The 24,839-nt window shown below is 69.6% G+C and carries 28 protein-coding genes; 12 read left to right on the top strand and 16 right to left on the bottom strand.

Features of this window, described 5'->3' with window-relative positions; genetic code table 11:
• The first annotated feature begins 43 nt into the window (after positions 1-43).
• The 3 genes from BM424_RS19385 (at position 44) to purM (ending at position 3,358) form a co-directional block, all read left to right on the top strand.
• Positions 44-433 carry a sterol carrier family protein gene (locus BM424_RS19385; RefSeq protein ID WP_093419978.1) on the top strand — a complete coding sequence of 130 codons (390 nt, stop codon included), beginning with the start codon at positions 44-46 and terminating at the stop codon, positions 431-433.
• A 122-nt stretch (positions 434-555) separates the two neighbouring features.
• Positions 556-2,163, top strand: a complete 1,608-nt coding sequence (purF, locus tag BM424_RS19390) for an amidophosphoribosyltransferase (RefSeq protein WP_425442035.1) — start codon at positions 556-558, stop codon at positions 2,161-2,163.
• 82 nt (positions 2,164-2,245) lie between these two features.
• Entirely contained in the window at positions 2,246-3,358 is a 1,113-nt protein-coding gene (gene purM, locus BM424_RS19395) for a phosphoribosylformylglycinamidine cyclo-ligase (protein ID WP_093419980.1), read from the top strand.
• 506 nt (positions 3,359-3,864) lie between these two features.
• Here purM and BM424_RS19400 read toward each other — a convergent pair.
• Positions 3,865-4,053, bottom strand: a complete 189-nt coding sequence (locus BM424_RS19400; protein WP_093419982.1) for a DUF3073 domain-containing protein — start codon at positions 4,051-4,053, stop codon at positions 3,865-3,867.
• Between the two features lie 246 nt (positions 4,054-4,299).
• Between BM424_RS19400 and BM424_RS19405 the strand changes: the two genes are divergently transcribed.
• Positions 4,300-5,178, top strand: coding sequence for a DUF8083 family protein (locus tag BM424_RS19405; protein WP_093419984.1), 879 nt, complete (start codon positions 4,300-4,302; stop codon positions 5,176-5,178).
• Positions 5,179-5,388: 210 nt separating this feature from the next.
• On the opposite strand, the gene BM424_RS19410 is transcribed toward BM424_RS19405, so the two are convergent.
• The 5 genes from BM424_RS19410 to BM424_RS19430 form a co-directional block, all read right to left on the bottom strand.
• A complete protein-coding gene (locus BM424_RS19410) occupies positions 5,389-6,195 on the bottom strand; it encodes a methyltransferase domain-containing protein (protein ID WP_093419986.1) in 807 nt (268 codons plus the stop codon).
• A gap of 166 nt (positions 6,196-6,361) precedes the next feature.
• Positions 6,362-7,279, bottom strand: a complete 918-nt coding sequence (locus tag BM424_RS19415; RefSeq protein WP_093419989.1) for an asparaginase — start codon at positions 7,277-7,279, stop codon at positions 6,362-6,364.
• A complete protein-coding gene (locus BM424_RS19420) occupies positions 7,276-7,836 on the bottom strand; it encodes an RsiG family protein (RefSeq protein ID WP_093419992.1) in 561 nt (186 codons plus the stop codon). Before BM424_RS19420 ends, BM424_RS19415 begins: the two co-directional genes overlap by 4 nt.
• A 212-nt stretch (positions 7,837-8,048) precedes the next feature.
• On the bottom strand, positions 8,049-9,191 hold the full coding sequence (gene ygfZ, locus BM424_RS19425) for a CAF17-like 4Fe-4S cluster assembly/insertion protein YgfZ (RefSeq protein WP_175548166.1): 1,143 nt from the start codon (positions 9,189-9,191) through the stop codon (positions 8,049-8,051).
• A 38-nt stretch (positions 9,192-9,229) separates the two neighbouring features.
• Positions 9,230-9,658, bottom strand: coding sequence for a Fur family transcriptional regulator (locus tag BM424_RS19430; RefSeq protein WP_245775969.1), 429 nt, complete (start codon positions 9,656-9,658; stop codon positions 9,230-9,232).
• An 84-nt stretch (positions 9,659-9,742) separates the two neighbouring features.
• On the opposite strand from BM424_RS19430, the gene BM424_RS19435 reads away from it, so the two are divergent.
• Positions 9,743-10,591 carry an aminodeoxychorismate lyase gene (locus BM424_RS19435; protein WP_093419994.1) on the top strand — a complete coding sequence of 283 codons (849 nt, stop codon included), beginning with the start codon at positions 9,743-9,745 and terminating at the stop codon, positions 10,589-10,591.
• Between the two features lie 290 nt (positions 10,592-10,881).
• On the opposite strand, the gene BM424_RS19440 is transcribed toward BM424_RS19435, so the two are convergent.
• Complete coding sequence (locus tag BM424_RS19440) at positions 10,882-11,523, bottom strand: heme-binding beta-barrel domain-containing protein (RefSeq protein ID WP_093419997.1); 642 nt, start codon at positions 11,521-11,523, stop codon at positions 10,882-10,884.
• Positions 11,524-11,780: 257 nt separating this feature from the next.
• Between BM424_RS19440 and BM424_RS19445 the strand changes: the two genes are divergently transcribed.
• Entirely contained in the window at positions 11,781-12,524 is a 744-nt protein-coding gene (locus BM424_RS19445) for a class I SAM-dependent methyltransferase (protein ID WP_093419999.1), read from the top strand.
• Positions 12,525-12,605: 81 nt separating this feature from the next.
• Here BM424_RS19445 and BM424_RS19450 read toward each other — a convergent pair whose 3' ends face one another.
• From BM424_RS19450 to BM424_RS19475, 7 genes are all read right to left on the bottom strand, one after another.
• A complete protein-coding gene (locus BM424_RS19450; RefSeq protein ID WP_093420002.1) occupies positions 12,606-12,905 on the bottom strand; it encodes a DUF1416 domain-containing protein in 300 nt (99 codons plus the stop codon).
• A 34-nt stretch (positions 12,906-12,939) separates the two neighbouring features.
• A complete protein-coding gene (locus BM424_RS19455) occupies positions 12,940-13,779 on the bottom strand; it encodes a sulfurtransferase (protein ID WP_093420004.1) in 840 nt (279 codons plus the stop codon).
• Between the two features lie 35 nt (positions 13,780-13,814).
• Positions 13,815-14,258: a DUF4395 domain-containing protein gene (locus tag BM424_RS19460; protein WP_093420007.1), complete on the bottom strand. Its 444-nt coding sequence runs from the start codon at positions 14,256-14,258 to the stop codon at positions 13,815-13,817.
• A 132-nt stretch (positions 14,259-14,390) separates the two neighbouring features.
• Positions 14,391-14,612, bottom strand: coding sequence for a putative leader peptide (locus BM424_RS29885; RefSeq protein ID WP_425442036.1), 222 nt, complete (start codon positions 14,610-14,612; stop codon positions 14,391-14,393).
• 113 nt (positions 14,613-14,725) lie between these two features.
• Positions 14,726-15,163 (bottom strand): TlpA family protein disulfide reductase, encoded by a 438-nt coding sequence (locus BM424_RS19465; protein ID WP_093420009.1) that lies wholly within the window; start codon positions 15,161-15,163, stop codon positions 14,726-14,728.
• On the bottom strand, positions 15,160-15,963 hold the full coding sequence (locus tag BM424_RS19470; RefSeq protein WP_093420012.1) for an LmeA family phospholipid-binding protein: 804 nt from the start codon (positions 15,961-15,963) through the stop codon (positions 15,160-15,162). The genes BM424_RS19465 and BM424_RS19470 overlap by 4 nt, the downstream gene beginning before the upstream one ends.
• Positions 15,960-16,754 carry an alpha/beta hydrolase gene (locus BM424_RS19475; RefSeq protein ID WP_093420014.1) on the bottom strand — a complete coding sequence of 265 codons (795 nt, stop codon included), beginning with the start codon at positions 16,752-16,754 and terminating at the stop codon, positions 15,960-15,962. Before BM424_RS19475 ends, BM424_RS19470 begins: the two co-directional genes overlap by 4 nt.
• Positions 16,755-16,938: 184 nt before the next feature.
• On the opposite strand from BM424_RS19475, the gene BM424_RS19480 reads away from it, so the two are divergent.
• From BM424_RS19480 to pstB, 6 genes are all read left to right on the top strand, one after another.
• Positions 16,939-17,700: a winged helix-turn-helix transcriptional regulator gene (locus tag BM424_RS19480; RefSeq protein ID WP_093420017.1), complete on the top strand. Its 762-nt coding sequence runs from the start codon at positions 16,939-16,941 to the stop codon at positions 17,698-17,700.
• A 75-nt stretch (positions 17,701-17,775) separates the two neighbouring features.
• Positions 17,776-18,729 carry a mycothiol synthase gene (gene mshD, locus BM424_RS19485; protein ID WP_425442037.1) on the top strand — a complete coding sequence of 318 codons (954 nt, stop codon included), beginning with the start codon at positions 17,776-17,778 and terminating at the stop codon, positions 18,727-18,729.
• Positions 18,730-18,950: 221 nt separating this feature from the next.
• On the top strand, positions 18,951-20,066 hold the full coding sequence (gene pstS, locus BM424_RS19490; protein WP_093420022.1) for a phosphate ABC transporter substrate-binding protein PstS: 1,116 nt from the start codon (positions 18,951-18,953) through the stop codon (positions 20,064-20,066).
• Positions 20,067-20,272: 206 nt separating this feature from the next.
• Entirely contained in the window at positions 20,273-21,199 is a 927-nt protein-coding gene (gene pstC, locus BM424_RS19495; RefSeq protein WP_245775970.1) for a phosphate ABC transporter permease subunit PstC, read from the top strand.
• Entirely contained in the window at positions 21,196-22,110 is a 915-nt protein-coding gene (gene pstA / locus BM424_RS19500; RefSeq protein ID WP_093420027.1) for a phosphate ABC transporter permease PstA, read from the top strand. The genes pstC and pstA overlap by 4 nt, the downstream gene beginning before the upstream one ends.
• An 11-nt stretch (positions 22,111-22,121) precedes the next feature.
• Positions 22,122-22,898: a phosphate ABC transporter ATP-binding protein PstB gene (gene pstB / locus BM424_RS19505; RefSeq protein WP_093420030.1), complete on the top strand. Its 777-nt coding sequence runs from the start codon at positions 22,122-22,124 to the stop codon at positions 22,896-22,898.
• Between the two features lie 260 nt (positions 22,899-23,158).
• On the opposite strand, the gene BM424_RS19510 is transcribed toward pstB, so the two are convergent.
• Both BM424_RS19510 and phoU read right to left on the bottom strand, forming a co-directional pair.
• Positions 23,159-23,998: a helix-turn-helix domain-containing protein gene (locus tag BM424_RS19510; RefSeq protein WP_093420032.1), complete on the bottom strand. Its 840-nt coding sequence runs from the start codon at positions 23,996-23,998 to the stop codon at positions 23,159-23,161.
• Positions 23,999-24,149: 151 nt separating this feature from the next.
• Complete coding sequence (gene phoU, locus BM424_RS19515; RefSeq protein ID WP_093420035.1) at positions 24,150-24,797, bottom strand: phosphate signaling complex protein PhoU; 648 nt, start codon at positions 24,795-24,797, stop codon at positions 24,150-24,152.
• Positions 24,798-24,839: the final 42 nt, after the last annotated feature.

Below are 24,839 nucleotides of genomic sequence, written 5' to 3' on the forward strand. Positions count from 1 at the left end.
CCGGTTAATTATGGCTAAAACCGTCACGACTAGACTTCCGCTCATGGCGAAGCGCGGTGCGGTGGACCCCGGGGAGATGCGCGCGGCGGTCGCCGCCGTCCGCGACTGGCTCGACGACGCCGAGCGGCGCCCCGCCAGGCCCGAGCTCGCCAAGGCCGTGCGCCTGAGCCTGCGGACCCTGGAGCAGATCGCGCCCGGCAACAGCGTCGAGGTGCGGGTCCCGCCGTTCGCCGCCGTCCAGTGCGTCGAGGGGCCCCGGCACACGCGGGGGACCCCGCCGAACGTCGTCGAGACCGATCCGCGGACCTGGCTTCGGCTCGCCACCGGGCACCTGACCTGGTCCGATGCCGTCGAGGAAGGCCTGCTGAGCGCGTCGGGCTCGCGCTCCGACGTCTCCCAGTGGCTGCCCCTCGTCCGGGTGGACCAGGGCTGAAGCGGTGATCGGACGCTACGTGCGGTGATGAGATGGCGAACACGCTTCAGGTGGGGTTCGCCCAGGTTTCGGGCGTCTTACACTGAGGTGTAACTCCGGCTCCGTCCTCCAGGGAGTTCTCGGTGGTCACCGACCGTCCGGCTAACGCCAGCACGACAACGGACCTTCCCTTCCCGACTTTCGACACCTCGGCCGAAGCCGTAGAGCGGGACATCCCCCGCGAAGAATGCGGTGTCTTCGGCGTGTGGGCCCCTGGCGAAGAAGTCGCCAAGCTCTCCTTCTACGGGCTCTACGCCCTCCAGCACCGAGGCCAGGAAGCCGCCGGCATCGCCGTCGGCGACGGGTCCCAGGTGGTCGTCTACAAGGATCTGGGCCTGGTCAGCCAGGTGTTCACCGAGCAGACGCTCGCCTCGCTGCACGGCCACGTCGCGGTGGGCCACTGCCGCTACTCCACGACCGGCGGCGGGTCCTGGGAGAACGCCCAGCCGACCTTCCGCACCACCGGTGCGGGCAGCGGCCTCGCGCTCGGCCACAACGGCAACCTGGTCAACACCGCCGAGCTGATGGACCGCGCGAGCGAGACCGGCACCCGGCTCGACGGCGGCAACCTGTCGTCCCCGGCCAACGGCTGCGACCGCGCCACCAGCGACTCCGACCTGGTCACCGGGATGCTCGCGGCCAAGGCCGCTGACATCGGCCTGGAGCAGGCCGCGATGGAGCTGTTCCCCACGGTCTCCGGCGCGTTCTCGATGGTCTTCTGCGACGAGGACACCCTCTACGCGGTGCGCGACCCGCAGGGGGTGCGGCCGCTGGTGCTGGGCCGCCTCGAACGCGGCTGGGTCGTGGCCAGCGAGACCGCGGCGCTGGACATCGTCGGCGCCTCGTTCGTCCGCGAGGTCGAGCCCGGTGAGCTGCTGGCCATCGACGCCGACGGGCTGCGCTCGCAGTCCTTCGCCAGCCCCAAGCCCAAGGGCTGCGTCTTCGAGTACGTCTACCTGGCCCGCCCGGACACCACCATCTCCGGCCGCACGGTGCACGGCACCCGCGTCGAGATCGGCCGCCGCCTGGCCAAGGAGCACCCGGTCGACGCGGACCTGGTCATCCCGGTCCCCGAGTCGGGCACCCCGGCCGCGGTCGGCTACGCCCAGGCCTCCGGCATCCCGTACGGCAACGGCCTGGTGAAGAACTCCTACGTGGGCCGGACGTTCATCCAGCCCTCGCAGACGATCCGCCAGCTCGGCATCCGGCTCAAGCTCAACCCGCTGCGCGAGGTCATCCGCGGCAAGCGGCTCGTCGTGGTCGACGACTCCATCGTGCGCGGCAACACCCAGCGCGCGCTGGTGCGGATGCTGCGCGAGGCCGGGGCCGTCGAGGTGCACGTGCGGATCGCCTCGCCGCCGGTGAAGTGGCCGTGCTTCTACGGCATCGACTTCGCCTCCCGCGCGGAGCTGGTCGCCAACGGCCTCGACGACGACGGCGTGCGCCGCTCGATCGGCGCCGACAGCCTCGGGTACGTCTCGCTGGACGGTCTGATCGCCGCCACCGAGCAGCCCCGCACCCGGCTGTGCGCGGCGTGCTTCGACGGCGAGTACCCGATCCCGCTGCCCGACGACGCGCGGATCGGCAAGTACCTGCTGGAAGGCCTCGGCAACGAGCGCGGCGTGGCTGGACCGGCCGAGCCCGTGCTGCCCAGCGGTTACGGCGCGGAAGACGCGCTGCAACGGCCCTGACCTCGCCGTCGCCGCGTAGCGTTGGCCGTGCCAGGATTGCGCGTCCGGCGAATCGCAAATCGCACTAGATGTGGAGCCAGTCGTGTCCGAAGACCTGATCGCAGGGTCTGCCCCATCCGAAAGCCCGAAGGCCACCTACGCCGCGGCGGGAGTGAGCATCGAGGCCGGTGACGAGGCGGTGGAGAAGATCCGCCCCTGGGCGGAGCGCGCGACCCGGCCGGAGGTGCTCGGCTCCCTCGGCGGGTTCGCGGGCCTGTTCCAGCTCAAGCTCGATCGCTGGAAGGAGCCCGTGCTGGCCTCGTCCACCGACGGCGTGGGCACCAAGCTGGCCGTCGCGCAGGCGATGGACAAGCACGACACGGTCGGCATCGACCTGGTCGCGATGGTCGTCGACGACCTCGTGGTGGCCGGGGCCGAGCCGCTGTTCCTGCAGGACTACATCGCCGTCGGCCAGGTCGTCCCGGACCGGATCGCCGACCTGGTCAAGGGCATCTCCGAGGGCTGCGTGCAGGCCGGCTGCGCGCTGCTGGGCGGGGAGACCGCCGAGCACCCGGGCATGATGGCGCCCGGCGAGTACGACATCTCCGCCACCGGCGTGGGCGTCGTCGAGGCCGACGGGATGCTGGGCCCGGACAAGGTCCGCCCGGGCGACGTGGTCATCGCGATGGGCGCCTCGGGCCTGCACTCCAACGGCTACTCGCTGGCCCGGCACGTGCTGCTGGACCTGGCGCGGATGCCGCTGGAGGGCCACGTGGAGGAGTTCGGCCGCACCCTCGGCGAGGAGATGCTGGAGCCGACCCGGATCTACGCCAAGGACTGCCTGGCGTTGGCCGCCGAGGCGGAGGTGCGGACGTTCGCGCACGTCACCGGCGGTGGTCTGGCGCAGAACCTGGCGCGGGTCATCCCGGCGGGCCTGACCGCGACGCTGGACCGCGGCACCTGGACGCCGGCCCCGGTGTTCCGGATGATCGCGCAGCGCGGCCGGGTCGAGGCCGACGAGATGGAGAAGACCTTCAACATGGGCATCGGCATGGTCGCCGTGGTCACCGCCGAGGACGTCGACCGCGCCCTGGCCGTGCTCACCGCCCGCCACGTGCCCGCCTGGGTCCTCGGCGAGGTCGCCAAGCAGTCCACCGTCGAAGGCGCGGAGGAGGACGACCGGGTCGTCCTGCGGGGCAACCACCCGCGCTTCTGACCCTTCGGGAACGAAAAGCCGCAGCGCTCTCCTCGGGTGCTGCGGCTTTTCGCGTTCTGAGCAAGGTAACCACGACTCAAGAGAAGTAGAGCCGGGTCGTGCGGGCCGCCTCTCGGCGGGTGGCACTGCAAGGCTCCAGCCGGACGGTATTCCAAGCAGGCGATAGTTGGAGCCCGGGGGCACGCGCACGACGCCGGCACCCTGAACAACGAAGGAGGGCCGCCGAGGATTCCCGGGACGCCGACGATCACCCGTTGGAGGGTCCGATCTCGTCCGGTCCGACGCAGCACGAGGGGCGGTGCGGGAGTTGATCCCGCACCGCCCCTCGGCGCTCGTTCATGTCCAGTCCCGGTTTCCCGGGTGTGTCGCAGACGTGAGTGGCGCCGCCGGTTCGTCACCGGCGACGCCATTCACCTCGTGCTGCTCTGGTGGGTCCTGCGAGCTAAGCGACGCACTCCGCCCTCGAACGAACAGCGTTCAACCGCTGTTCTCGCTGGAGGAGTGCGTCAACGTCGACCGTAGTCGTAGTCGTCGTACCCGTCGTCGTGCGAGTCATCGCGGTCTTCGCTGGACCACTCGCCGGACTCCGAGGTCGACAGCTCGCGCTGCAGAGCCTCGATGTCCATGGACGGGGAACTGTACTTAAGCTCGCGGGCCACCTTCGTCTGCTTGGCCTTAGCCCGGCCGCGCCCCATGGCTCGACCCCCTCGCACAGGGTGTGCGGGGCGGACAGGGGAAAGCCGGCCCCGCATGATCTCGACAACTTTTCCTGTAACTACCGTACCGTGTCGAGGCGGTTGAACGCGACGTGGTGCCGCGAGTTGGCGGTCGTGTCTTGGGTGATGTGCCCCTCGCCCGTTCCGATCACCCTCCCGGCGGGCTCCGGAGGGGGTCGCGAGTCGGGCGAAGCGCCTAGTGGCGGGCATGACACCATGCTCGCTGTGCCAGAGCCGTTCGTCGCCTACCTGAGGGTCTACGAGCCCCTGTCGTCGTTCGAGTCACCGCTGCGCGAGGAAGTCGAGGCGGCGGTGGAACGCGGGTCCGTGGACCCGTTCGACGCGGGGTTGTGGGAGCAGCACCTGTGGCTGCGCAGCCAGCTGGCCGCGCCTCCCCGGCTGCTGCCCGGTGAGAACGCGGACGGCGAGGTCCAAGGCGTCGGCGGAGTCCTCGTGCTGGACCCGAAGGAGGTCCCGACCGCCCCGGCGGCCACCGTCGGCCCCGGGCCGCTGGTGTGCCCGCTGGACGTGCGCGGGCGCGCAGCCGCGGCCCTGGTCGGGTTCCTCGGCGACGCGGACGTCCCGCTGCGCACGGCGGCCCTGCCGGAGTCGGTGGAGAAGGCCCGCACCCGCGCGGGCGCGGTGGTCAGCGAGCTCGGCGGCGACGCCGTGCACGTGCTGTCGTCGACCTGGACGGTCCCGCTGCCCTGGTTCGTCGTCGTCGACCCGACCGAGCGCTGCGTGTTCACCGAACCCGAGCGGCGCCGGGTCTGCTGGCGGGTCGCCATGGCCGACGCCCGCCGCCGCGTCGCCCGCGCCCACTCGGTGTCGCAGCAGTCGATCGGCGAGGACGGCCCGACCCGGATCCTCAAGGAGACCGGGCGCTGGCTGGAGCGGTTCCACCCGCACAGCGCCGTCGAGCTCGACTACGGCGGGCTCGTGCAGCTCATGACCCAGGACGACCTCGACGCCGACACCTCGGCCGAGGACGTCCACGCCATCGTCGACGCCATGGAGGCCGACGACGCGGAAGAGGTAGGCACCCGCTACGAGCAGCTCCGGGACTTCTGGTCCGAGTTCGCCTCTCGGGAGCACCACAACTGATCCGTGGTCTTCTGATCCGTGGTCTTCGCACCGCCGGTTCCACGCGCACCCGCGTCCGAACCCGGATTACTCCGGTAATCGGGAACCCGATTACGGCGGTAATCCGTGTTCGGACGCCCGGGGCACCTTCGGGACCCGGAATACCGCCGTAATCCGTTCACCGAATACCGGAGTAATCCGTCACCACCCGGGGTCGGGACGGGTGCGGGGTCAGGGGTGGCAGCGGATTTCTCCGTTGAGGACTGCGAACCAGCCTTCCGGGGCGTCCCGCCAGGTGTGCCAGGCGGTGGCGAGGGATTCGAGCTCGTCCGCGGTGGTCAGGCCGTAGGAGATCGCCTGGGTGGCGAAGGCGGAGCGGCGGATGCGGTCCGCCCAGAGGTCGCCCCACCAGGTGCGCTCCTCGGGCGTGTCGTAGCACCAGGCCGAGGCCGTGCACTCGATCTCGGTGAAACCCGCCCGCAGCGCCCAGGTCTTGAGGTACCTGCCGCCGTCCGGGAAGGCCTCGTTGCGGTGCGCGACCGCGCGGTAGAGCTCCAGCCAGCGGTCCAGGCCGGGGTTGTCCGGGGACCAGCGCATCCCGCCGTAGTCGGCGTCGCGGGCCGCGACGATGCCGCCCGGCCGGCACACCCGGCGCATCTCGCGCAGCGCGGCGACCGGGTCGGTGAGGTGCTGCAGGACCTGGTGGGCGTGCACGACGTCGAAGGAGTCGTCGGCGTAGGGCAGCCGGTAGACGTCGGCGGTCTCGAACTCGACGTTGCCGACGCCGCGCTCGGCAGCGGCGGCGCGGGAGATCGCCAGCGGGTCCTCGACGTTGTCGATGCCCAGGACCCGGCCCGGTGCGACGCGCTCGGCGAAGTCCAGGGTGATCGTCCCCGGCCCGCAGCCCACGTCCAGCACCTCGACGCCGGGCCGGAGGTCGCCGAGCAGGTAGCCGGCGGAGTTCTCGGCCGTCCGCCACCGGTGCGACCGCAGCACGCTCTCGTGGTGCCCGTGCGTGTAGGTGTCCTGAGCACTCATCGCTCACCATCCCGAGATGTGGGAGTTCCGTTCCGGAATATGAGCGTATCGCGAACGAGTTGCTGGTGAGAAGCTTTCAGGGGCGAATGATTCCGAACGCACCAAAGGCCAGGTCCCCGACTTCCATCGAAATCGGGGACCTGGCCTTTGGTGGAGATCGCGCGGATCAGTCCAGGGCGCCGGGGATGAGGCGGACCGCGCCGACCGGCTCGCCGCCGCCCAGGACGGGGATCTCGGCGAGGTCGGAGACGCCCTCGACGCCGAGGCGGGAGAGCAGGCCGGTGGCGATGGGCAGGCGCGGGCGGTCGGCGCCGTCGGCGATCTTGATCGCGGCCGCGTGCCCGTCCGGCAGCGCGAACGCGAACACGCCCTCGGCGCCGATCTTGCTGATCAGGCCGGGGACCGCGCCCATCAGCCGGGTGTCCTCCCGGTCGGTGCCCGCGACCAGCCACGGGTGCTCGTGCATCGCGTCCCCGACCGGCGTGCCGACGAGCCGCTGGAACACCCGGGCCAGCCCGGTCAACGAGATCGCGAACAGCGGGGCGCCGCAGCCGTCCACCGCCGTGTTCGACAGCGGCTCACCCGCCAGCTCGACCACCGTCTCGGCGATCGCGACCTGCAGCGGGTGCTTCGGGTCCAGGTAGTCGGCCGTCGACCAGCCGTTGATCACGCAGGTCGCCAGCATCGCGGCGTGCTTGCCGGAGCAGTTCATCGCGATCCGCCGCTCCACCGACACCCCGCGGCGCGCCTCGGCGCCGAGCGGCAGGTCCGGCGGGCACCGCAGGTCGTCCTCGGTCAGCGAGTAGCGGGCCAGCAGCTCGCCGACGCGGCGCACGTGATCGGCCTCGCCGCTGTGCGACGCGGCCGCCAGGGCCAGGTCGGCGGCGGGGAGTTCGAGCCCGCAGCGCAGCATCCCGGCCGCCTGGGCGGGTTTCAGCGAGGAGCGCGGGTACATCGGAGCGGTCGCGTCACCCAGCGAGAGCAGGGGCGCACCGTCCGGATCGATCATCACCACCGAGCCGTGGTGCAGGCCTTCCCGAAGTCCACTTCGGACGATCTCGACGAGTGGAACAGGTTGGATCAACGCCGGTCTCGCTCCTCAGCCAGAAGGTCATCCACCGAAGCAGCGCCTTCCCGGTAGCGGCGGGCGATCTCGGCGTTGAGCCGATCCACGACCTGCTGGACCTCGCGGCGGCGCTGCGACACCGAGTCCTCCTCGGCGGTGTAGGCGCTCAGCGCCCGGTCCAGTTTCTCATCGGACAGCGACATCACGTCGGACAGGTCCACGTCGGAGACCAGCGCCTCCACGTGCCTGCGGTGCGCTTCCGCGCGCGAGGGCTCCGTGGTCTGGTAGCGGCCCGAGCCCATCGCCGGGCCCACCGCGTTGTCGGACAGGATGGCGACCAGCTGCTCGACCACCGACCGCGAACCGTCCTCGCGCCGCCTGCGCTGCTCCGCCCGCACGATGTCGATGCGCGCGTGCAGCACCCGGCGCAGGTAGGACAGGTCCGTCTCCTCCTGGGCGGCCTCGTCCCGCAGCGCGCGCACCTCGCCCAGCGCGTGCTGCTCGATGCCACTGGTGTAGTCCGGGGACAGGACCCTGTCGATGCGGCGCCGTCCACCCGGGCGGACTTCGATCACGTGGCCATCCTCCGGCAATTCGGTCGAGCTCGCCAACATTTCGGGTGATGTCATTACGACAACAGTGTGACGCCGAACGTTCGATCAGCGTTCCTCAGTGGTCGCAACGACCCTGATCGGGCGATCGGCATGCCTCAAGGCATACCCGCCCTGTCAAATGCCGACGTCACTTGACGCGGAGAACTTGAGGACCGTTACCGAACCTAATCTCATCAGCGGCCGCGGAGCCGCTCCGCCGCCACCCGGCCGGGCGGCTCGCCGGTGTCCGGCGGGACCGAGTCCGGGTCGACCGCCGCGGCCACCGACCGCTCCTCCCCGGGATCGCCCGCCATCAGCTCCGCGTCCACCGGGGCCGAGCGCTTCAGCAGCGCCAGCGCCACAGGGCCGAGCTCGTGGTGCTGCACCACGCTGCCCACTCGGCCGACCTTGCGGTCGCCGTGCAGCACCGGATCGCCCGTCTCCGGCGAGACCTCCACCGAGCCGTCCAGGTGCAGCAGCACCATCCGGCGCGGCGGCTTGCCCACGTTGTGGACCTTCGCCACCGTCTCCTGACCCCGGTAGCAGCCCTTCGCGACGTGCGCCGCCAGGTGGATCCAGCCCAGCTCGTGCGGGATCGCGCGGTCGTCGGTGTCCAGACCCACCCGCGGCCGCAGCGCCTCCACGCGCAGCGCCTCGAACGCCAACGTCCCCGACGGCCGGATGCCGGCGTCGGTGAGCTTGAGCCACCAGTCCACCATCGACTCGCGCGGCACCAGCAGGTCGTAGGTCTGCACGGTGCGGAACGGCACGTTGCGCACGAACCCGCCGCCCGGCAGCCCGCGCACCTCGTACGCCCCCGACGGCACCTCGGTGAACCCGGCCAGGATCCCGCCCGCGTCCGGACCGATCGCGGTGAGCACCGCGAACTCCGACGTCGCGTCGCGCGGCTCCACCTTCGACCAGAACCGCATCGCGTCCAGGTACTGCAGCAGCGTCTGCCTGCCGTCCACGCCGATCGACGGCAGCGCGCTCGTGGCCTCCGCGCCCGCCTCGGTGTCCAGGTACACCACGCCCTCGTGGTGGGCCACCATCATGTGGCTGTCCACCCGGCCGTGCGTGTCCAGCACCAGCGCCTCGGTGCCCTGCCCCTCCGGCAGCTCCGTCAGGTGCTGCGAGAGCACCAGGTGCAGCCAGCTCAGCCGCTCCTCGCCCGGCACCGCGATGACCTCCCGGTGCGAGCGGTCCACCAGCACCGCCGAACGCGCCGCCGAGCGCTGCTCGGCGAACGGGTCGCCGAAGTGCCAGGGCACGCCGACGTCCACCGACTCCTCCGGCGCGGGCACCGCGCCCGGCAGATCCAGCAGGGGTGAAACCATCAGCGCTCCTTGAATCACGTGCTCGTCCGACACCGGGTTCAGCCGATGTCGGCGTTCCGGCATTCCCGGCAGGTGCCGGACAACGCCAGGTGCGTGGCGTCGAGAGCGAACCCGTGCTCGCGGAGCAGCTTGTCCGCCAGCTCGTCCATCGTCTCGATCGCCACCTCGTCGATCCGCCCGCAGCGGTGGCACGCCAGGTGGACGTGCTCGTGCTCCTCGGCCGAGTAGGTCGGCGCGCCGTGCCCCAGGTGCGTGTGCCGCACCAGCCCCAGCTGCTCCAGCAGGTCGAGCGCCCGGTAGATGGTGGTGATGTTGATCGTCGGCGCGGTGTCCTGCACCTTCTTGCACACCTGCTCGGGCGTGGCGTGGCCCAGCTCGCGCACGGCGTCGAGCACCATCTGGCGCTGCGGCGTCATGCGCATGCCGCGTTGGTGCAAGGTGCTGCGCAGCGATCCCTGGTCGCTCAATGCCCGCTCCTGTGCTCGGCGCGAATCCCCTTCGATCGTAACCTCCGGGCGCGGCGCCGGATCTGGACGCTCTACGCTCGCGGCATGCGCGTACTGGCACTTCTGGACGGGACCCTCGCCGACCCCGAGGCACCGCTGTTCCGCGCCGACGACCTCGGCGTGATGCGGGGCGACGGCTGCTTCGAGACGATCCTGGTCGTCAACCGCGAACCGCGCGAGCTCGGCCCGCACCTGGACCGCATGGAGCGCTCGGCGCGGCTCATGCAGATGCCGCTGCCGGACCGCCAGGCCTGGGAACGCGCAGGTCAAGCCGTCATCGACGCCTGGCCGTGGGACGACGAACCCGAGATGGGCCTCAAGTTCGTCTGCACCCGCGGCATCGACGGCGGCGACGGCACCCCGCACGGCTTCGCGATGGGCATGGACGTCGGCCCCGAGACCAAGCGCAAGCGCGACCACGGCGTCGAGGTCGTGACCCTGGACCGCGGCTACCCCTCGGACCTGATGGAGCGCGCCCCCTGGCTGCTGCTCTCGGCCAAGACCCTGTCCTACGCGGTCAACATGGCCGCCCTCCGCGAAGCCGAATCGCGCGGCGCCGACGAGGTCATCTTCACCTCGAGCGACGGTGTGGTGCTGGAAGGGCCGACCTCGACCGTCGTGCTCGCCCAGGGCCGGAAGCTGCTGACCACCCCGCCGACCTCGGGGGTTCTCCAGGGGACGACGCAGGGGGCTCTCTTCCGTGCTGCTGAGGCGGCCGGGTGGGAGACCGAGGTCGTCAACTTCCCCGTGTCGGCTCTGTTCGAGTCCGATGGGGTGTGGCTGGCGTCCAGCATTCGGAAGATCACGCAGGTGCGGGCGGTTGATGGGGCGTCGATCAAGGCAGACGAAGCCCTGCACACCGACATCGCTGGGCTTTATGAGTCGAATTATTGAGGTTGACGGTGTGGTCCGTCTGGCTGCTTCAGCGCGGGTGATCTGGGGTTTCGTCTACTGACAAGACTCCGTGGTCACCTTGCTTGGCGGTGCCAGAAGCGGAACCTGACACGCCTTCTGGCTCCGGGATCCGAGGCTTATGTATGCCGATACACGACACGTCGGCTGTCCTCCCCAGAAGACGTGTCAGAACCCGCGGCGGTGCCGGTTGCTCAGGTGGGGTACTGAGAAACCGGCTTCGCCGGTTGCCTGACGAGACTTCTGTCCCCGGCCTTCGGCCTTCTCGGGTGTCAGCCGACGACTCGGTCGAGCTTGGCTGAGAGGCGGGGCTGGAGTTCGTGCTCGGAGGTGGCTCGTTCCTCGACGTAGGCGAGGGCGCCGTCGACTACTCCGTAGAGGCGGCTGGCCGCGGTGACGTCCTCGGCGCTCGGGGAGCGCAGGACCGCGTCCGAGCCGAACTCCCAGGTCGTGGTGTTGCGGGGAGTGCCGATGAGCAGCTCGGTCACGCCGGTCTCGTGCGTCAGCAGGAACTCGATCGTGTCGTCCGGCTGCGGGCGCAGGAAGCCCTGCTCGCGGAACGCCGGCGCGACGACGTTGCCGCCCTCGCCGTCCAGCTTCCAGGCGCGGGACTCGTAGATCAGGAACGGGCGACCGTCGTGGGAGATCGTCACCTGCTGGATGAACCGGTAGGTCTCCTCCAGCGACGGGTGCGAGGCCTCGCCCTCACCGCGCCACACGCCGACCAGCGGCAGCAGCGACAGGCAGGCGTCATCCAGCGACGGGCCCATCCGCAGGTTCGCGGTGTCGCCCTCGCCGGGGAGGTCGTCGAACTCGGGGACGTTGAGCTCCCGAGTGATCTTGGCTCGTTCCGCCGCAGCGGCCACTGCGGCGTCGCCGCTGCCCGGCTGCGGTTCGTTCGGCGTTGCAGTCATCGCGTTGAGGCTACAACGAGGCCCTGGTCAGTCGTTGAACAGGCGGTACACCACGTAGAAGGCGAACCAGATGGTCGCCACCGCGGCGAGCCCGACGAGCGTGACGAGGCCGTAGTGCATGAAGTCCAGGAGTTCCACGCGCAAAGGATAACCACGCCGACGCCCCGGCGGAGTGTGGCGTGCGGCATGATCGGCGTGCCGCGCGGTCGGTGCAGGCCGCTGAACACCAGGAACGTCAGAGCCGGGACGAGGATCACATGGACTTCGAGACGCTGCGCGAGCGCGCGCTGGCCTACCGCGAGGAGCTGCTGGCCCGCAAGGACGAGATCGCTCCGGCCGACTTCGGGTGGTACCCGTACGACACGATGGCCAACATCTTCCACCTGGACGCCCTGCTCGGCGGCGAGAACCGGCAGGTCTTCGACCGCATCGCGGGCACCCGCATCGCCGACATCGGCGCCGCCGACGGCGACTTCGGGTTCTTCCTGGAGGACGAGCTGGGCTGCGAGGTCGACCTGATCGACAACGCGCCCACCAACTTCAACGGCCTGCGCGGCGCCCGGCGCCTGGTGGCGGAGCTGCCCTCGAAGGCCCAGGTGCACGAGATCGACCTCGACGCCCAGTTCCGGCTGCCCGCCGAGCACTACGGCGCGGTGTTCTTCCTCGGCCTGCTCTACCACCTGAAGAACCCGTTCCTGGTGCTGGAGCGGCTGGCCGAGCGCGCCGAGCTGTGCTTCGTGTCCACCCGCGTCGCCCAGGTCACCCCGGACGGCACCCGCATCGCCGGCCAGCCGGTCGCCTACCTGCTCGACCCGGCCGAGGCCAACAACGACGCCACCAACTTCTGGATCTTCAGCGAGACCGGCCTGCGCCGCCTGTTCGACCGCACCGGCTGGGACGTCGTCGAGTTCACCACCGTCGGCTGCCGGGAGGACTCCGACCCCCGCACCCCCGACCGCGACGAGCGCGCCTTCGCGCTGCTGCGCTCCCGCAAGGCCTGACGCCCGAGACCCGGCAGGCGGGGCCCGGCACGACGAAGGGCCGGCACCTCGGTGAGGTGCCGGCCCTTCGGGTCGATCAGATCAGGCGACCGCGATGTCCACCGCGTGCACGCCCGCGCCGGTCGGGGAGACCTGGGACTCGCCCTTGCCGCTGCGGTGCAGCGCGCGGACGGTCCAGTCGCCCGGGGCGGCGTAGAACCGGAAGTCGCCCTCCTCGGAGGTCACGACCTCCGCGGTGAACTCACCGGAGGAGTCCAGCAGGCGGACGAAAGCCCCGCCGACGGGCGACTCCCCGGACCGCACCTTGCCGGCCACGACGACCTGGTCGGTGGCCTCGTCGACCGCGGTTGCCGACTGCTGCGGCGCTCCGCATCCACTCATGACACGCACTCCTTGCTCGGTGTTACCGGGGTGATCAGGCCTCGGACGGGTTCTCGATCGGCACGCCGATCAGCGAGCCGTACTCGGTCCAGGAACCGTCGTAGTTCTTGACGTTCTTGTTGCCCAGCAGCTCGCGCAGCACGAACCAGGTGTGCGAGGAGCGCTCGCCGATGCGGCAGTAGGCGATGGTGTCCTTGCTGGTGTCCAGCCCGGCCTCGCCGTAGATCTCCTTGAGCTCCTCGTCGGAGCGGAAGGTGCCGTCCTCGTTCGCGGCCTTGCTCCACGGCACGTTGATCGCGCTCGGGATGTGGCCACCGCGCTGCGCGGCCTCCTGCGGCAGGTGCGCCGGGGCCAGCAGCTTGCCGGAGAACTCGTCGGGCGAGCGGACGTCGACCAGGTTCTTCTTGCCGATGGCGTCGACGACCTCGTCGCGGAACGCGCGGATCGAGGTGTCCGGCTCCTGGGCCTTGTAGGTGGTGGCCGACTTGGTCGGCTCGTCCTTGGTCAGCTCGCGGCCGTCGAGCTCCCACTTCTTGCGGCCGCCGTCGATCAGCTTGACGTCGCTGTGGCCGTAGAGCTTGAAGTACCAGTAGGCGTAGGCGGCGAACCAGTTGTTGTTGCCGCCGTAGAGCACCACGGTGTCGTCGTTGCTGATGCCCTTGGCCGACAGCAGCTTCTCGAAGCCCTCGCGGTCGACGAAGTCCCGGCGCACCGGGTCCTGCAGGTCGTTCCGCCAGTCCAGCTTGATGGCGCCCGGGATGTGGCCGCCGTCGTAAGCGGTGGTGTCCTCGTCCACCTCGGCGAACACCACGCCGGGGGTGTTCAGGTTCTCCTCGGCCCACTCCGTGGAGACCAGGACGTCTGCGCGGCTCATCGAGCGACTCCTTCGTTGATCTTCGAACTTCGGTTTCAGTCTGCTGTGGACGCCCCGGCCGGCGCGAACCGGCGGAGCACCAGGTACATCTGGCATCCGAGGCAGTAGCCGAACACCGCGTTGAGCAGTGCCGCCACCAGGGCGAAGGCGTTCGCCACGATGCCGAGGGTGGTCAGGTCCGCCGCGTAGCCGATGGTGGCCACGAGAGCGAAGGTGAAACCGACCCCTTGCGAGAAGCGGACGGGTTCGGGGGCTTCCCGGTCTTCCGGGGCGATCGGCGCCAACCGGGGCTGCACGGCGCTCCGGTAGAGGGCACCCCACGGGTTCAATCCCATGCCGATGAACGCGCACAGACCGAACAGAACCATCTGGGCCGCCATCACGCGCCAGCTCGTGGTGACCAGACCCAGCGCGAGGATCGCGCTGGTGATCGCCGCGGTGAACCGAACACCTCGCGGGTCGAGCGTCGTGACAGACATTCTTCGAAGGCCTCCTGACGATGTGGACTGGGTCTGCCGAGTCCGTCAGGCGGTCGAGGGCGCACGCCGGCGAGAGCCATGAGGGCATGACGAGGCCGTGCAGGAGCGCGTACTACCGCCCGGTCAGTGCCATCAACACAGGCTGCTACCCACGCGGCAGAGATCAACCGCGCGCCTTCGGGTCAGCAGTACATGCACGCCCGGCAGATTACCCGGATAGACCGATCGCCGGGAAGAACGTTCATACAGTGGGACGGGCCTTGTAGAGCAACTCGTCTTGCTTGGCGGTGCGGGTAGCGGAACCTGACACGCCGCCTGGACTCCGTGCGCCACTCCTGATGTATGCCAATACACGGCGTCGCGGCGTACTCGCCAGACGACGTGTCAGAACCCGCGGCGGTGCGAGCTGCTCGGGTGGTGGAAGAGATCACGGCTCCGCCGTGAGCGGCTCGGGGTCCGTTACCAGGTCAGAGGTGCGGCTCGATGGCTTCGGCGAGGGCCGCGGGGCGCGGCACGCCTCCGATGCGGAACAGCTCGCGGCCCGCGTCGTCGAGGACCAGGGTCGTCGGGGTGGTGTGCACCCGCAGCGGAGTGGACCACTCGGGGTGATCGGTGAGATCCACCTCGACGTGCCTGACCCGGTCGTCCTTGCCCGCGAAGTCCGCCAGCAGGATGCGGGTGTGCCGGCACGGCTGGCAGAAGGTGGTCGACAGCTGCAGCAGCGTCACCCGCGCGTCCGGGTCCGGGGCGTCGGCGAGCTGCTGCTTGAGCCCGTCCGGGAACTGGTCGGTCACGATCTCCTCACCCCCGCTGCTGCGCACCTTGCCCTGCCGCGCCTGCCACACCAGGCCCAGCACCAGCGCCACCGGCACCACGACCAGCAGCGCGATCACGCCCGGGCTCATCCGGTCGACACCCCGCTCCCGCTGATCGTCACGTTCTCGGCGGTGCCCTCGATGACCATCGCGCCGCGCTCCACCCGCACCGCCGTGGGCTGCACCTCGAACGGCAGCATCCCCGGGTCCAGGGTGGTGTTGAACTGCTTGAGCACCGACTGCTCGAAGATCGGCGGCAGCTCGATCTTGCCGAAGGCGCTGTTGTTGAGCTCCAGCTTCCGCGGCTCGATCTCCATCTTGCCGTTGACCAGCGACAGCACCGCGATCACCCGGACCTTGTTGTCCGAGCCCGCGATGTTGACGGTGCCGTCGAGCTGCACCAGCGCCCGCTGGTCCTCGCCGCCCTCGGCCAGCCGCCGGTCGGCCTCGCTGACGTTGCCGTCGTCGTCGGCCAGCGCGTTCGGCGCCGCCGGTTCGATGGTCAGGTCCTGGATGCCGATCAGCCGCGCCACGTCGGAGGCCCGCAGCTTCACCCGGCCGACCAGCTGGTCCACCGAGATCGTGTCGGCGGTTCCGGCGATGACCTCGGAGGTGGCGACCTTCGCGCCGTGCAGGTCGGCCTCGATGCCGACCTCGTTGAACGGGCCCACCGGGACCGCGTTGGCCACCAGCTGCACGTCGCGGTAGTTCCCGGCCGCGACCTGGGTCAGGAACGGGAAGCCGTTGATCGAGACTTCGGGGTTCTCCGGCAGCTTGAGCTGCTGGGCGACCTTCTTCGACACCTGGTACTCCGCGAACGCGGCCGACCCGAAGTCGGCGGCGACCAGGAGACCCAGGACGAGGACGAGGGTGATCGCGAGCTTCTTCACTCCGAGCGTTCCGTTCTGTCGGGGCGCCGGTCACCCGACCGCGTGGGATCGGGTCGCCCCACTGTAGTCATCGCCCACGCCGCGATCCGGTCCACCAGCTCGGGAGTGGTCGAGCTCTCCGCGTGCCGCATCCCCTCGACCGGCCAGAACTCCGCGCCGCCCGCGTCGGCGAGGGCGCGGGCGTCGGCGAGCGGGAAGTAGTGGTCGTCGGTGCCGTGCACGATCAGCTGCGGGATCTCGATGCGGGTGGCCAGCTCGATCGGCGAGGTCGGGACCCGCGGCCACGGTCCGGCCAGCCGCACGCCGAGCAGCCGCGCGCTCGCCCGGCCGTGCGGCTGCTCCAGCAGCCAGTGCACCCGGCGCATCGCGGGCGTGTCGCGCACGAACCAGCGGGCCGGGCTGCTCACCGACACCACCGCGTCCGGCGGCGTCCCCAGCGCGGCCTGGCGCAGGACCACGGATCCGCCCAGTGAAAATCCGAGTGTGACCACGCGCTCACATCCGGCGGAGCGCAGGTGTGCGACGGCGGCATCGATGTCCATCGCCTCGTTCGGGCCCACGGTGGTGCGACCACCGGAGCGACCGTGACCGCGGAAGTCGGTCGCCAGCACCGGCCCGTGCGTCGCCAGCCGCGCCAGCACCGCACGTACGCTGGGCTTCCGGATGTGGTTGGTGAACCCGTGACCGACCACGAAGCCCACCGGGGCGGGCAGTCCGGGACCGGGGTGCAGCCGTCCCCGCAGCCGCGTGCCGTCTTCGGCGCGCAACGTGACGGGCCGGTCCGGAAACATGCCCGAAACACGGGGCCGCCTTCCGTTCACAATTGTGATGCCCTCGGTTGGACCTGGGTTTTTCCGCCGCATGTCGGTTATTCTCCTTGCCATCCACAGGCAACGACGCCGAGTCATCCGACCACTGCGGGTGATGATCCACGACAAGGCTGTCGACTCTTGCGCCTGGAGATGGAGGCCCCAGATGAGCTCCGAGCTGCTCCTGCTGACCGGTGAGTCCGACTGCGATGCGGTCCTGCCGTCGCTGGCACTGCTGCCGCACCGCGTCCGAATCCTCCCCGCCGACCCCGGAGCCATCCTGTCGGGCGGTGCCCACGACGTCGTCATCGTCGACGCCCGCACCGACCTGGCCGGCGCCCGCGACCTGTGCCGCCTGCTGTCCGCGGGTGACGTGCCGGTGATCGCGCTGGTGAACGAGGGCGGTCTGGTGACCGTCAGCGCCGAGTGGGGCGTCGACGACATCCTGCTGCCCAGCACCGGCCCGGCCGAGATCGACGCCCGGCTGCGGCTGCTGGTGTCGCGCCGCAGCAGCGCCTCCAGCAGCGGCGACGGTTCGCTCAGCGTCGGCGACCTGGTGATCGAGGAGGCCACCTACACGGCCCGGCTGCGCGGACGCGCCCTCGAGCTCACCTACAAGGAGTTCGAGCTGCTGAAGTTCCTGGCCAACCACGCGGGCCGGGTGTTCACCCGCGCCCAGCTGCTGCAGGAGGTCTGGGGCTACGACTTCTTCGGCGGCACCCGCACCGTCGACGTGCACGTCCGGCGGCTGCGCGCCAAGCTCGGCCCGGAGCACGACTCGATGATCGGCACCGTGCGCAACGTCGGCTACAAGTTCGTCCGCCCGAACCGCGGCGGCGCCGCCACGCCGCTGGCCGCCGAGACCGAGTCCGCCGAGCCGGTCACCACCGAGATCACCGACGCGGACCTGCACAGCCTCAACGCGTAACACCGAGATCAACGGCAGGAGCCCCCGATCACCGATCGGGGGCTCCTTCGCGTCCGGATCGGTAGGGTCGGAGGCGTGCAGCTGACTTGGCGTAATGGACTGGACGACGGCGAGACCGCCGAGGTGATGGGGCTTCTCGAGGAGACCGAGAAGGCCGACGGCGTGGCGCCGGTGGGCGAGCACGTGATCCTGCGGCTCAAGGCCCATCGCGACGTCGTCCACCAGATCGAACCGGTGCAGGCCGACGTCCGCTCCGAGCACTTCATCATCCGCGACTCGGGCGGGGCCCTGATCGGCTACGCCCACCTCGACACCGAGCACGAGCCGGGCGCCGGTCAGCTGGTGGCGGAGCTCGCCGTGCACCCGGAGCACCGCCGTCAGGGCGCGGGCGGCCGGCTCGTCGAGGCGCTGCTGGAGCGCGCCGAGCTGGGCACCGATCCCGACGCCGACACCGGGCGGCTGCGGATCTGGTCGCACGGCGAGCACCCGGGCGCGGTGCGGCTGGCCGAGCGCTACGGGCTGCACCGGCCGCGCGAGCTGTGGCGGATGGGCCGCGAGCTGGCCGAACCGGAGCTGCCCGAGGTGACGCTGCCGGAGGGCGTGACGATCCGCGCGTTCGAGCCGGGCCGGGACGAGGCCGAGGTGGTGCGGGTGAACCACCGCGCGTTCGTCTGGCACCCCGAGCAGGGCGACATGACCGAGGACGACGTGCGCACCAAGGAGCGCGAGGACTGGTTCGACCCGCAGGGCTTCTTCCTGGCGGTCGACGCCGCGGGCGCGCTGCAGGGCTTCCACTGGACGAAGGTGCACCCGGACGGCACCGGCGAGGTCTACGTCGTCGGGGTCGATCCGCACGCGCAGGGCGGTGGCCTGGGCAAGTCACTGACCGTGGCCGGATTGCGGTACTTGCGCGACACTGGCCGTAGTCGCGTCATGCTCTACGTCGAGGCGGACAACGTCCCCGCGGTCAAGGTCTACCAGCGGTTGGGCTTCGCCAAGTGGGACAGCGATGTGCAATTCGGACGCTGATCTGCCGCTGCGCTGAGTCACGACGGGACCGGAACGCGGGCGTCCTCATCGCCCGTTCGAATGTGGTCCCGCTTACTCAGGGTGCCTTGTTCACTTCGCGTTCACTTCGATGGCGGGGCATGTCCACTCGGGCTGCTTAGCGTCGGGCTCAAGCGGCAAAAAGCACGAGCGTGCGCGCTCGGCCGCGTCCCGCAAGTTTGTCCCCTTGGTGGAGGAACGAAGTGAGAATCAAGCGGCACAGCGCTGCGTTGGCCGTCGTCGCCGCGGGCGCGCTCGTGCTCGCCGGCTGCGGCTCGGACCAGAACGTCCCGCAGGGCGGCGGCAACCCGGCCCTCGACAGCGTGCAGGTCGAGTGCGGCACCAAGCCGGTCTCCGGCGAGGGCTCCTCGGCGCAGAAGAACGCCGTCGACGTCTTCGCCCGCGACTACGGCCTCAAGTGCGAGAACCAGACGGTGAACTACACCAAGTCCGGTTCCGGCAAGGGCGTCGCCGCGTTCACCGCCGGCCAGATCGACTTCGGCGGCTCGGACTCCGCGCTCAAGGAGGAGAAGGGCGAGGTCGCCAAGGCCGCCGAGCGCTGCCAGGGCAACCCCGCCTGGAACATCCCGATGGTGTTCGGCCCCATCGCGATCTCCTACAACCTGCCGGGCGTCAGCGACCTGACCCTCACCCCGGACCTGATCAGCAAGATCTACATGGGCGAGATCCGGAAGTGGGACGACCCGGCGATCAAGGCCGCGAACCCCAACGCCCAGCTGCCCTCGATCGACATCGTCCCGTTCTTCCGCTCGGACGAGTCGGGCACCACCGAGAACTTCCAGAAGTACCTCAACACCGCCACCGGTGGCGCGTTCACCGGTGAGGGCAAGACCTTCCAGGGCGGCCAGGGCGTCGGCCAGGGCCGCGACGGCTCCGACCAGGTCGCGCAGTCGGTCAAGGCGACCGAGGGCGGCTTCACCTACGTCGAGTGGTCCTTCCCGAAGAACCTGGGCCTGGGCATCGCCAAGATCGACAGCGGCGCCGGCCCGGTTGAGCTCAACACCGCCAACGTCGGCAAGGCCATCGAGGAAGCCAAGATCGAGGGCCAGGGCCACGACCTCCGCGTCGACCTGAAGTCGATCTACGGCAACAAGGCCGCGGGCGTCTACCCGATCGTCCTCAACACCTACGAGATCGTCTGCTCGAAGGGCTACGACCCGGAGACCGCCAAGGCGGTCAAGGCGTTCCTGACGGTGGCCGCCAACGCCAACCCGCAGGAACTGGAGAAGGCGGGCTACGTCCCGCTGCCCGAGGCCTTCAAGACCAAGGTCCTGGACGCCGTCAACGCCATCGCATGACCGTGTGACCGGGCCCGCTCGCACTCCGGGCGGGCCCCTGGTCCGATGGAAGAGATGAGAGGCTGCGAACAGCAGTGACCGACTCGACTAGAGCCGAGACGCGCCCCGCGGACACCACCGGTGCCCAGCGGGGCGCTTCGGCGCATTCCGGACCGGAGGCTCCCATTTCCGCTCCAGAGACGTCCGCGGGCAAGAAGCCGTCCCGCGTGGGCGACAAGGTGTTCTCCTCGCTCGCCACCGCGTCCGGGGCGTTCGTGGTGGCGGTGATCGCGGCGATCGCGATCTTCCTGCTCATCCGGGCGATCCCCGCGCTGCAGGTCGACCAGGTGAACTTCCTGACCAGCCGGGAATGGGACACCGGGAACCCCAACGACATGAGCTTCGGGATCCTGGACCTCGCCTGGATCACCGTGGCCAGCTCCGTGCTCGCGCTGGTGATCGCGATGCCGCTGTCCGGCGGGATCGCGCTGTTCCTCACCCGCTACGCGCCCACGAGCCTCGCCCGCCCCTTCGCCTACATCGTCGACCTGCTGGCCGCCGTGCCCTCGGTCGTCTACGGCCTGTGGGGCTTCATGGTCCTGGGACCGGTGCTGCAGCCGGTGTCGGGATGGCTGCACTCCACGCTCGGCTGGATCCCGATCTTCGGGCAGGGCAACATCACGCCCGTCGACTCCGTCGGCAACGTCTTCACCGCGGGCATCGTGCTCGCCGTGATGATCATCCCGACGATCACCGGAGTCACCCGCGAGGTCTTCGCCCGCACCCCGAACTCCCAGGTCGAAGGCGCGCTGGCGCTCGGAGCCACCAACTGGGAGGTTATCAAGACCACCGTGTGGCCCTTCGGCCGCAACGGCTTCGTCGGCGGTTCGATGCTCGGCCTCGGCCGCGCGCTGGGCGAGACGATGGCGCTGACCATCATCCTCAGCTGGACCACCGCACCGCCCGGGTACACGCTCTTCGACAGCGGTGCGACCTTCGCGTCCAAGATCGCCCTCGGGTCCGCGGAGTTCAACAACAACCTGCAGGTCGGTGCCTACATCTCCGCAGGTCTGGTGCTGTTCGTCATCACCTTCGCAGTCAACGCGATCGCTCGCTGGATCGAGAGCGCGTCCAGCGCAAAGGGGAAGTCATGAGGACCGACGCCGCCGACGTGGAGCAGCTGGCGACCGCGCCGGCCTTCCAGAGCATCGGCTTCGGCCGGAAGCTGAAGAACAACCTGGCCACCGTGCTGTTCGCGGCGGCCTTCGTGATCGCCGTCATCCCGCTGCTGTGGGTGCTGTGGACGCTGCTGGAGCGCGGCCTCAAGCCGATCCTCAACGCCACCTGGTGGTCGCACTCCTTCAAGGGCCTGCTGCCGATGGACTTCGGCGGCGGCATCTACCACGCCCTGGTCGGCACCGTCTTCGAAGGCCTGGTCTGCCTGGTCTTCGCGGTCCCGCTCGGCGTGATGGTCGCGGTCTACCTCGTCGAGTACGGGCAGCAGTCGAAGCTGGCCAAGGCCGCGACGTTCATGGTGGACATCCTCAGCGGCCTGCCCTCGATCGTGGCCGGCCTGTTCATCTACGCGCTGTGGATCACCACCTTCGGCATGACCCGCAGCGGGTTCGCGGTGGCGCTGGCGCTGCTGCTGCTCATGCTGCCGGTCGTCGTCCGGGTCACCGAGACGATGCTGCTGATCGTGCCGAACGAGCTCCGCGAGGCGGCCTACGCGCTGGGCCTGCCGAAGTGGAAGACCATCGTGCGGATCGTGCTGCCGACCGCGCTGTCCGGCATCGTCACCGGCATCATGCTCGGCCTCGCCCGCGTGCTCGGCGAGACCGCACCGCTGCTGATCCTCGTCGGGTACTCCTCGGCGATCAACTTCGACCTCTTCAGCGGGGAGATGGCGTCGTTGCCGCTGACGATCTTCATGGAGCGCAGCACCGGCACCGAAGCCGGTGAATACCGGATGTGGGGGGCCGCGCTCACCCTCGTGATCGTCATCATGCTGATCAACCTTGTCGCGACCGGTCTGTCCAAGATCTTCGCGATCAAGACGAAGTAGGGACTTACGACATGGCCAAGCGTCTCGACATCAAAGACCTGAACCTGCACTACGGCAAGTTCCACGCCGTGCAGGACGTGACCCTGCAGGTCCCGGCCCGCAGCGTCACCGCGTTCATCGGTCCCTCCGGTTGCGGCAAGTCCACCGTCCTGCGGTCGCTCAACCGGATGCACGAGGTCATCCCGGGCGCCCGCGTCGACGGCAAGGTGATGCTCGACGGCGAGGACATCTACGCCGACGACGTCGACCCGGTGCAGGTCCGCAAGACCATCGGCATGGTCTTCCAGCGCGCCAACCCGTTCCCCACCATGTCCATCCGCGACAACGTGGTGGCCGGGCTGAAGCTGGCCGGGGAGAAGAACAAGGCGCACCTCGACGAGGTCGCCGAGAAGGCGCTGCGCGGCGCGAACCTGTGGGAAGAGGTCAAGGACCGGCTGAACAAGCCCGGCGGCGGCCTCTCCGGCGGTCAGCAGCAGCGGCTCTGCATCGCCCGCGCCATCGCGGTGCGCCCCGACGTGCTGCTCATGGACGAGCCCTGCTCGGCGCTGGACCCGATCTCGACCCTGGCGATCGAGGACCTGATCTCGCACCTCAAGCAGGACTACACGATCGTCATCGTCACCCACAACATGCAGCAGGCTGCTCGGGTCAGCGATCAGACCGCGTTCTTCAACCTGCGGGCTGTTGGGGAACCCGGGCAGCTCGTGGAGATCGATGAGACTGGGAAGATCTTCTCCAATCCGACTCAGAAGGCTACTGAGGACTACATTTCCGGTCGGTTCGGCTGATCTTTTTGTATTGACAACTACTCCGTGGTCCCTTTGCTTGGCGGTGCGGGTAGCGGAACCTGACACGCCTTCTGGCTCCGGGATCCGAGGCTTATGTATGCCAATACACGACACGTCGGCTGTCCTCCCCAGAAGACATGTCAGAACCCGCGGCGGTGCAAGCGTCTTAGGTGGGGCAAGGAGAAACCGGCTTCGCCGGTTGCGTGACCGTGGTTGAAAAAGGGCGGGGCTTCTCGTGGAAGCCCCGCCCCTTTTTCTGCTCAGGTTGGTAGTTCGTCTGCTACCGAGGAGATGAAGGCGCTGGAGTCCTTGGGGTTGAGCGCGTTGGTGCAGACCTGCTCGAAGGCCTTCAAGTAGTCCGACGTGTCGGCGGCCTTGTCGAGGAAGCGGGAGTTGGCCGAGTCGCCCAGGTGCACCACCTGCGGGTCGGCTTCGTCGGCGAAGGAGAAGACCGCGGCGCGGTCGCCCATCAGCGGGTGGCCGCCGACCTTGAACGGCAGGACCTGCAGCGTCACGTTGCGGCGGTAGCCCAGCAGGACCAGGTGCTCCAGCTGCTGGCGCAGCACCGCCGGGCCGCCCACGCAGCGGCGCAGCGCGGACTCGTCCAGGACCGCCCACAGCTCCAGCGGGTTCTCGCCCAGCAGCCGCTGCTGGCGGATCGAGACGACCTTGAGGCGCTCGGCGATCTCGTCGTCGGTGAACACCTGCGAATCCGCCATCAGCAGCGCGCGCGTGTAGTCGGTCGTCTGCAGCAGCTCGGGGAGCGGATCGCTGCCGAAGCAGCTGACGGCCTTCGCGGAGGTCTCCAGACCCAGGTAGGTCTGCAGGCCGGGGCGCTGCGCGGTGCTCGGGTACTGCTGCCACCAGCCGCGCTGCTTGGAGTCCTGCGCCAGGTCGATCAGCGCCTCGACCTGGTCTCCGGTGGCGCCGTAGAACTCGGCCATCAGCCGCACGTCCGAGGTCCGCACCGGAACCCGGCCCAGCTCGATCTGGCTGATCTTGCCCTGCGAGCAGTCCAGGTGGGCGGCGACCTCGCGGTGCGTGCGGCCGGCGATCTCGCGGAGGCGCCGCAGTTCACTGCCCAGTCGACGTCGGTGCACGGTCGGACTCTTACCCACCGCGCACCTCATCGGTACGAGTTCGGTCGCTTCTCACCCGAAAGAGGATGGCACACGAAGATCGCAACATCGAGTGCTGAGATCGACTATTAATACTTTCCGCATCAGCTCGCAACTGACCAGCGGAAACGCATCAACGGGACGGCATCTTTCCGGTCACGATGAACTCGACCCGGCGCGCCACCGCGACCGCGTGGTCGGCGAAGCGCTCGTAGAAGCGGCCCAGCAGCGTCACGTCGACGGCCGTGGCCACGCCGTGCTCCCAGTCGGGGCTCATCATCACGGTGAACAGGTGCCGGTGCAGGTCGTCCATCTCGTCGTCGACCTCGTCCAGCAGCCGCGCGGCCTCGATGTCCTGGGTCTTGATGACCGTGCTGACCTGGTTGGCCAGCTTCACCGCGATCCGGCCCATCTCCGCGAAGTAGGCGGCGACGTCGTCCGGCAGCACCGCGTTCGGGTGCCTGCGGCGCGCGGCCTTGGCCACGTGCAGCGCCAGGTCGCCCATCCGCTCCATGTCCTCGGCCGCGTGGATCGTGGCGATCACGCTGCGCAGGTCACCGGCGACCGGCGCCTGCAGCGCCAGCAGCCCGAAGGCGTACTCCTCGGCGCGCGAGCGGGCCTCGTCGACCAGCGAGTCCTCGTCGATGACCTGCTCGGCCAGGCTCAGGTCGGCTTCCAGGAGCGACTTGGTGGCGCGCTCCATCGCCGTCCCGACCATCGCCGACATGGAGCCGAGGACGTCGGTGAGCATGCCTAGTTGTTCCTGGTAGACCTCGCGCATGTCACCCAGCGTACTTCCCCGGGGAATCGGACAGAATGACCT

Origin of the sequence: Saccharopolyspora flava (genome assembly GCF_900116135.1) — a bacterium.
GTDB lineage: Bacteria > Actinomycetota > Actinomycetes > Mycobacteriales > Pseudonocardiaceae > Saccharopolyspora > Saccharopolyspora flava.

What these genes read in the sequence shown, in the direction of transcription:
- BM424_RS19385 (WP_093419978.1), top strand. Translation starts at nt 44, where the DNA reads ATGGCGAAGCGCGGTGCGGTGGACCCCGGGGAGATGCGCGCGGCGGTC.
- BM424_RS19400 (WP_093419982.1), bottom strand. Translation starts at nt 4,053, where the DNA reads ATGGGGCGCGGCCGGGCTAAGGCCAAGCAGACGAAGGTGGCCCGCGAG.
- BM424_RS19410 (WP_093419986.1), bottom strand. Translation starts at nt 6,195, where the DNA reads ATGAGTGCTCAGGACACCTACACGCACGGGCACCACGAGAGCGTGCTG.
- ygfZ (WP_175548166.1), bottom strand. Translation starts at nt 9,191, where the DNA reads ATGGTTTCACCCCTGCTGGATCTGCCGGGCGCGGTGCCCGCGCCGGAG.
- BM424_RS19435 (WP_093419994.1), top strand. Translation starts at nt 9,743, where the DNA reads ATGCGCGTACTGGCACTTCTGGACGGGACCCTCGCCGACCCCGAGGCA.
- BM424_RS19440 (WP_093419997.1), bottom strand. Translation starts at nt 11,523, where the DNA reads ATGACTGCAACGCCGAACGAACCGCAGCCGGGCAGCGGCGACGCCGCA.
- BM424_RS19445 (WP_093419999.1), top strand. Translation starts at nt 11,781, where the DNA reads ATGGACTTCGAGACGCTGCGCGAGCGCGCGCTGGCCTACCGCGAGGAG.
- BM424_RS19450 (WP_093420002.1), bottom strand. Translation starts at nt 12,905, where the DNA reads ATGAGTGGATGCGGAGCGCCGCAGCAGTCGGCAACCGCGGTCGACGAG.
- BM424_RS19455 (WP_093420004.1), bottom strand. Translation starts at nt 13,779, where the DNA reads ATGAGCCGCGCAGACGTCCTGGTCTCCACGGAGTGGGCCGAGGAGAAC.
- BM424_RS19460 (WP_093420007.1), bottom strand. Translation starts at nt 14,258, where the DNA reads ATGTCTGTCACGACGCTCGACCCGCGAGGTGTTCGGTTCACCGCGGCG.
- BM424_RS19465 (WP_093420009.1), bottom strand. Translation starts at nt 15,163, where the DNA reads ATGAGCCCGGGCGTGATCGCGCTGCTGGTCGTGGTGCCGGTGGCGCTG.
- BM424_RS19475 (WP_093420014.1), bottom strand. Translation starts at nt 16,754, where the DNA reads ATGTTTCCGGACCGGCCCGTCACGTTGCGCGCCGAAGACGGCACGCGG.
- BM424_RS19480 (WP_093420017.1), top strand. Translation starts at nt 16,939, where the DNA reads ATGAGCTCCGAGCTGCTCCTGCTGACCGGTGAGTCCGACTGCGATGCG.
- pstA (WP_093420027.1), top strand. Translation starts at nt 21,196, where the DNA reads ATGAGGACCGACGCCGCCGACGTGGAGCAGCTGGCGACCGCGCCGGCC.
- pstB (WP_093420030.1), top strand. Translation starts at nt 22,122, where the DNA reads ATGGCCAAGCGTCTCGACATCAAAGACCTGAACCTGCACTACGGCAAG.
- phoU (WP_093420035.1), bottom strand. Translation starts at nt 24,797, where the DNA reads ATGCGCGAGGTCTACCAGGAACAACTAGGCATGCTCACCGACGTCCTC.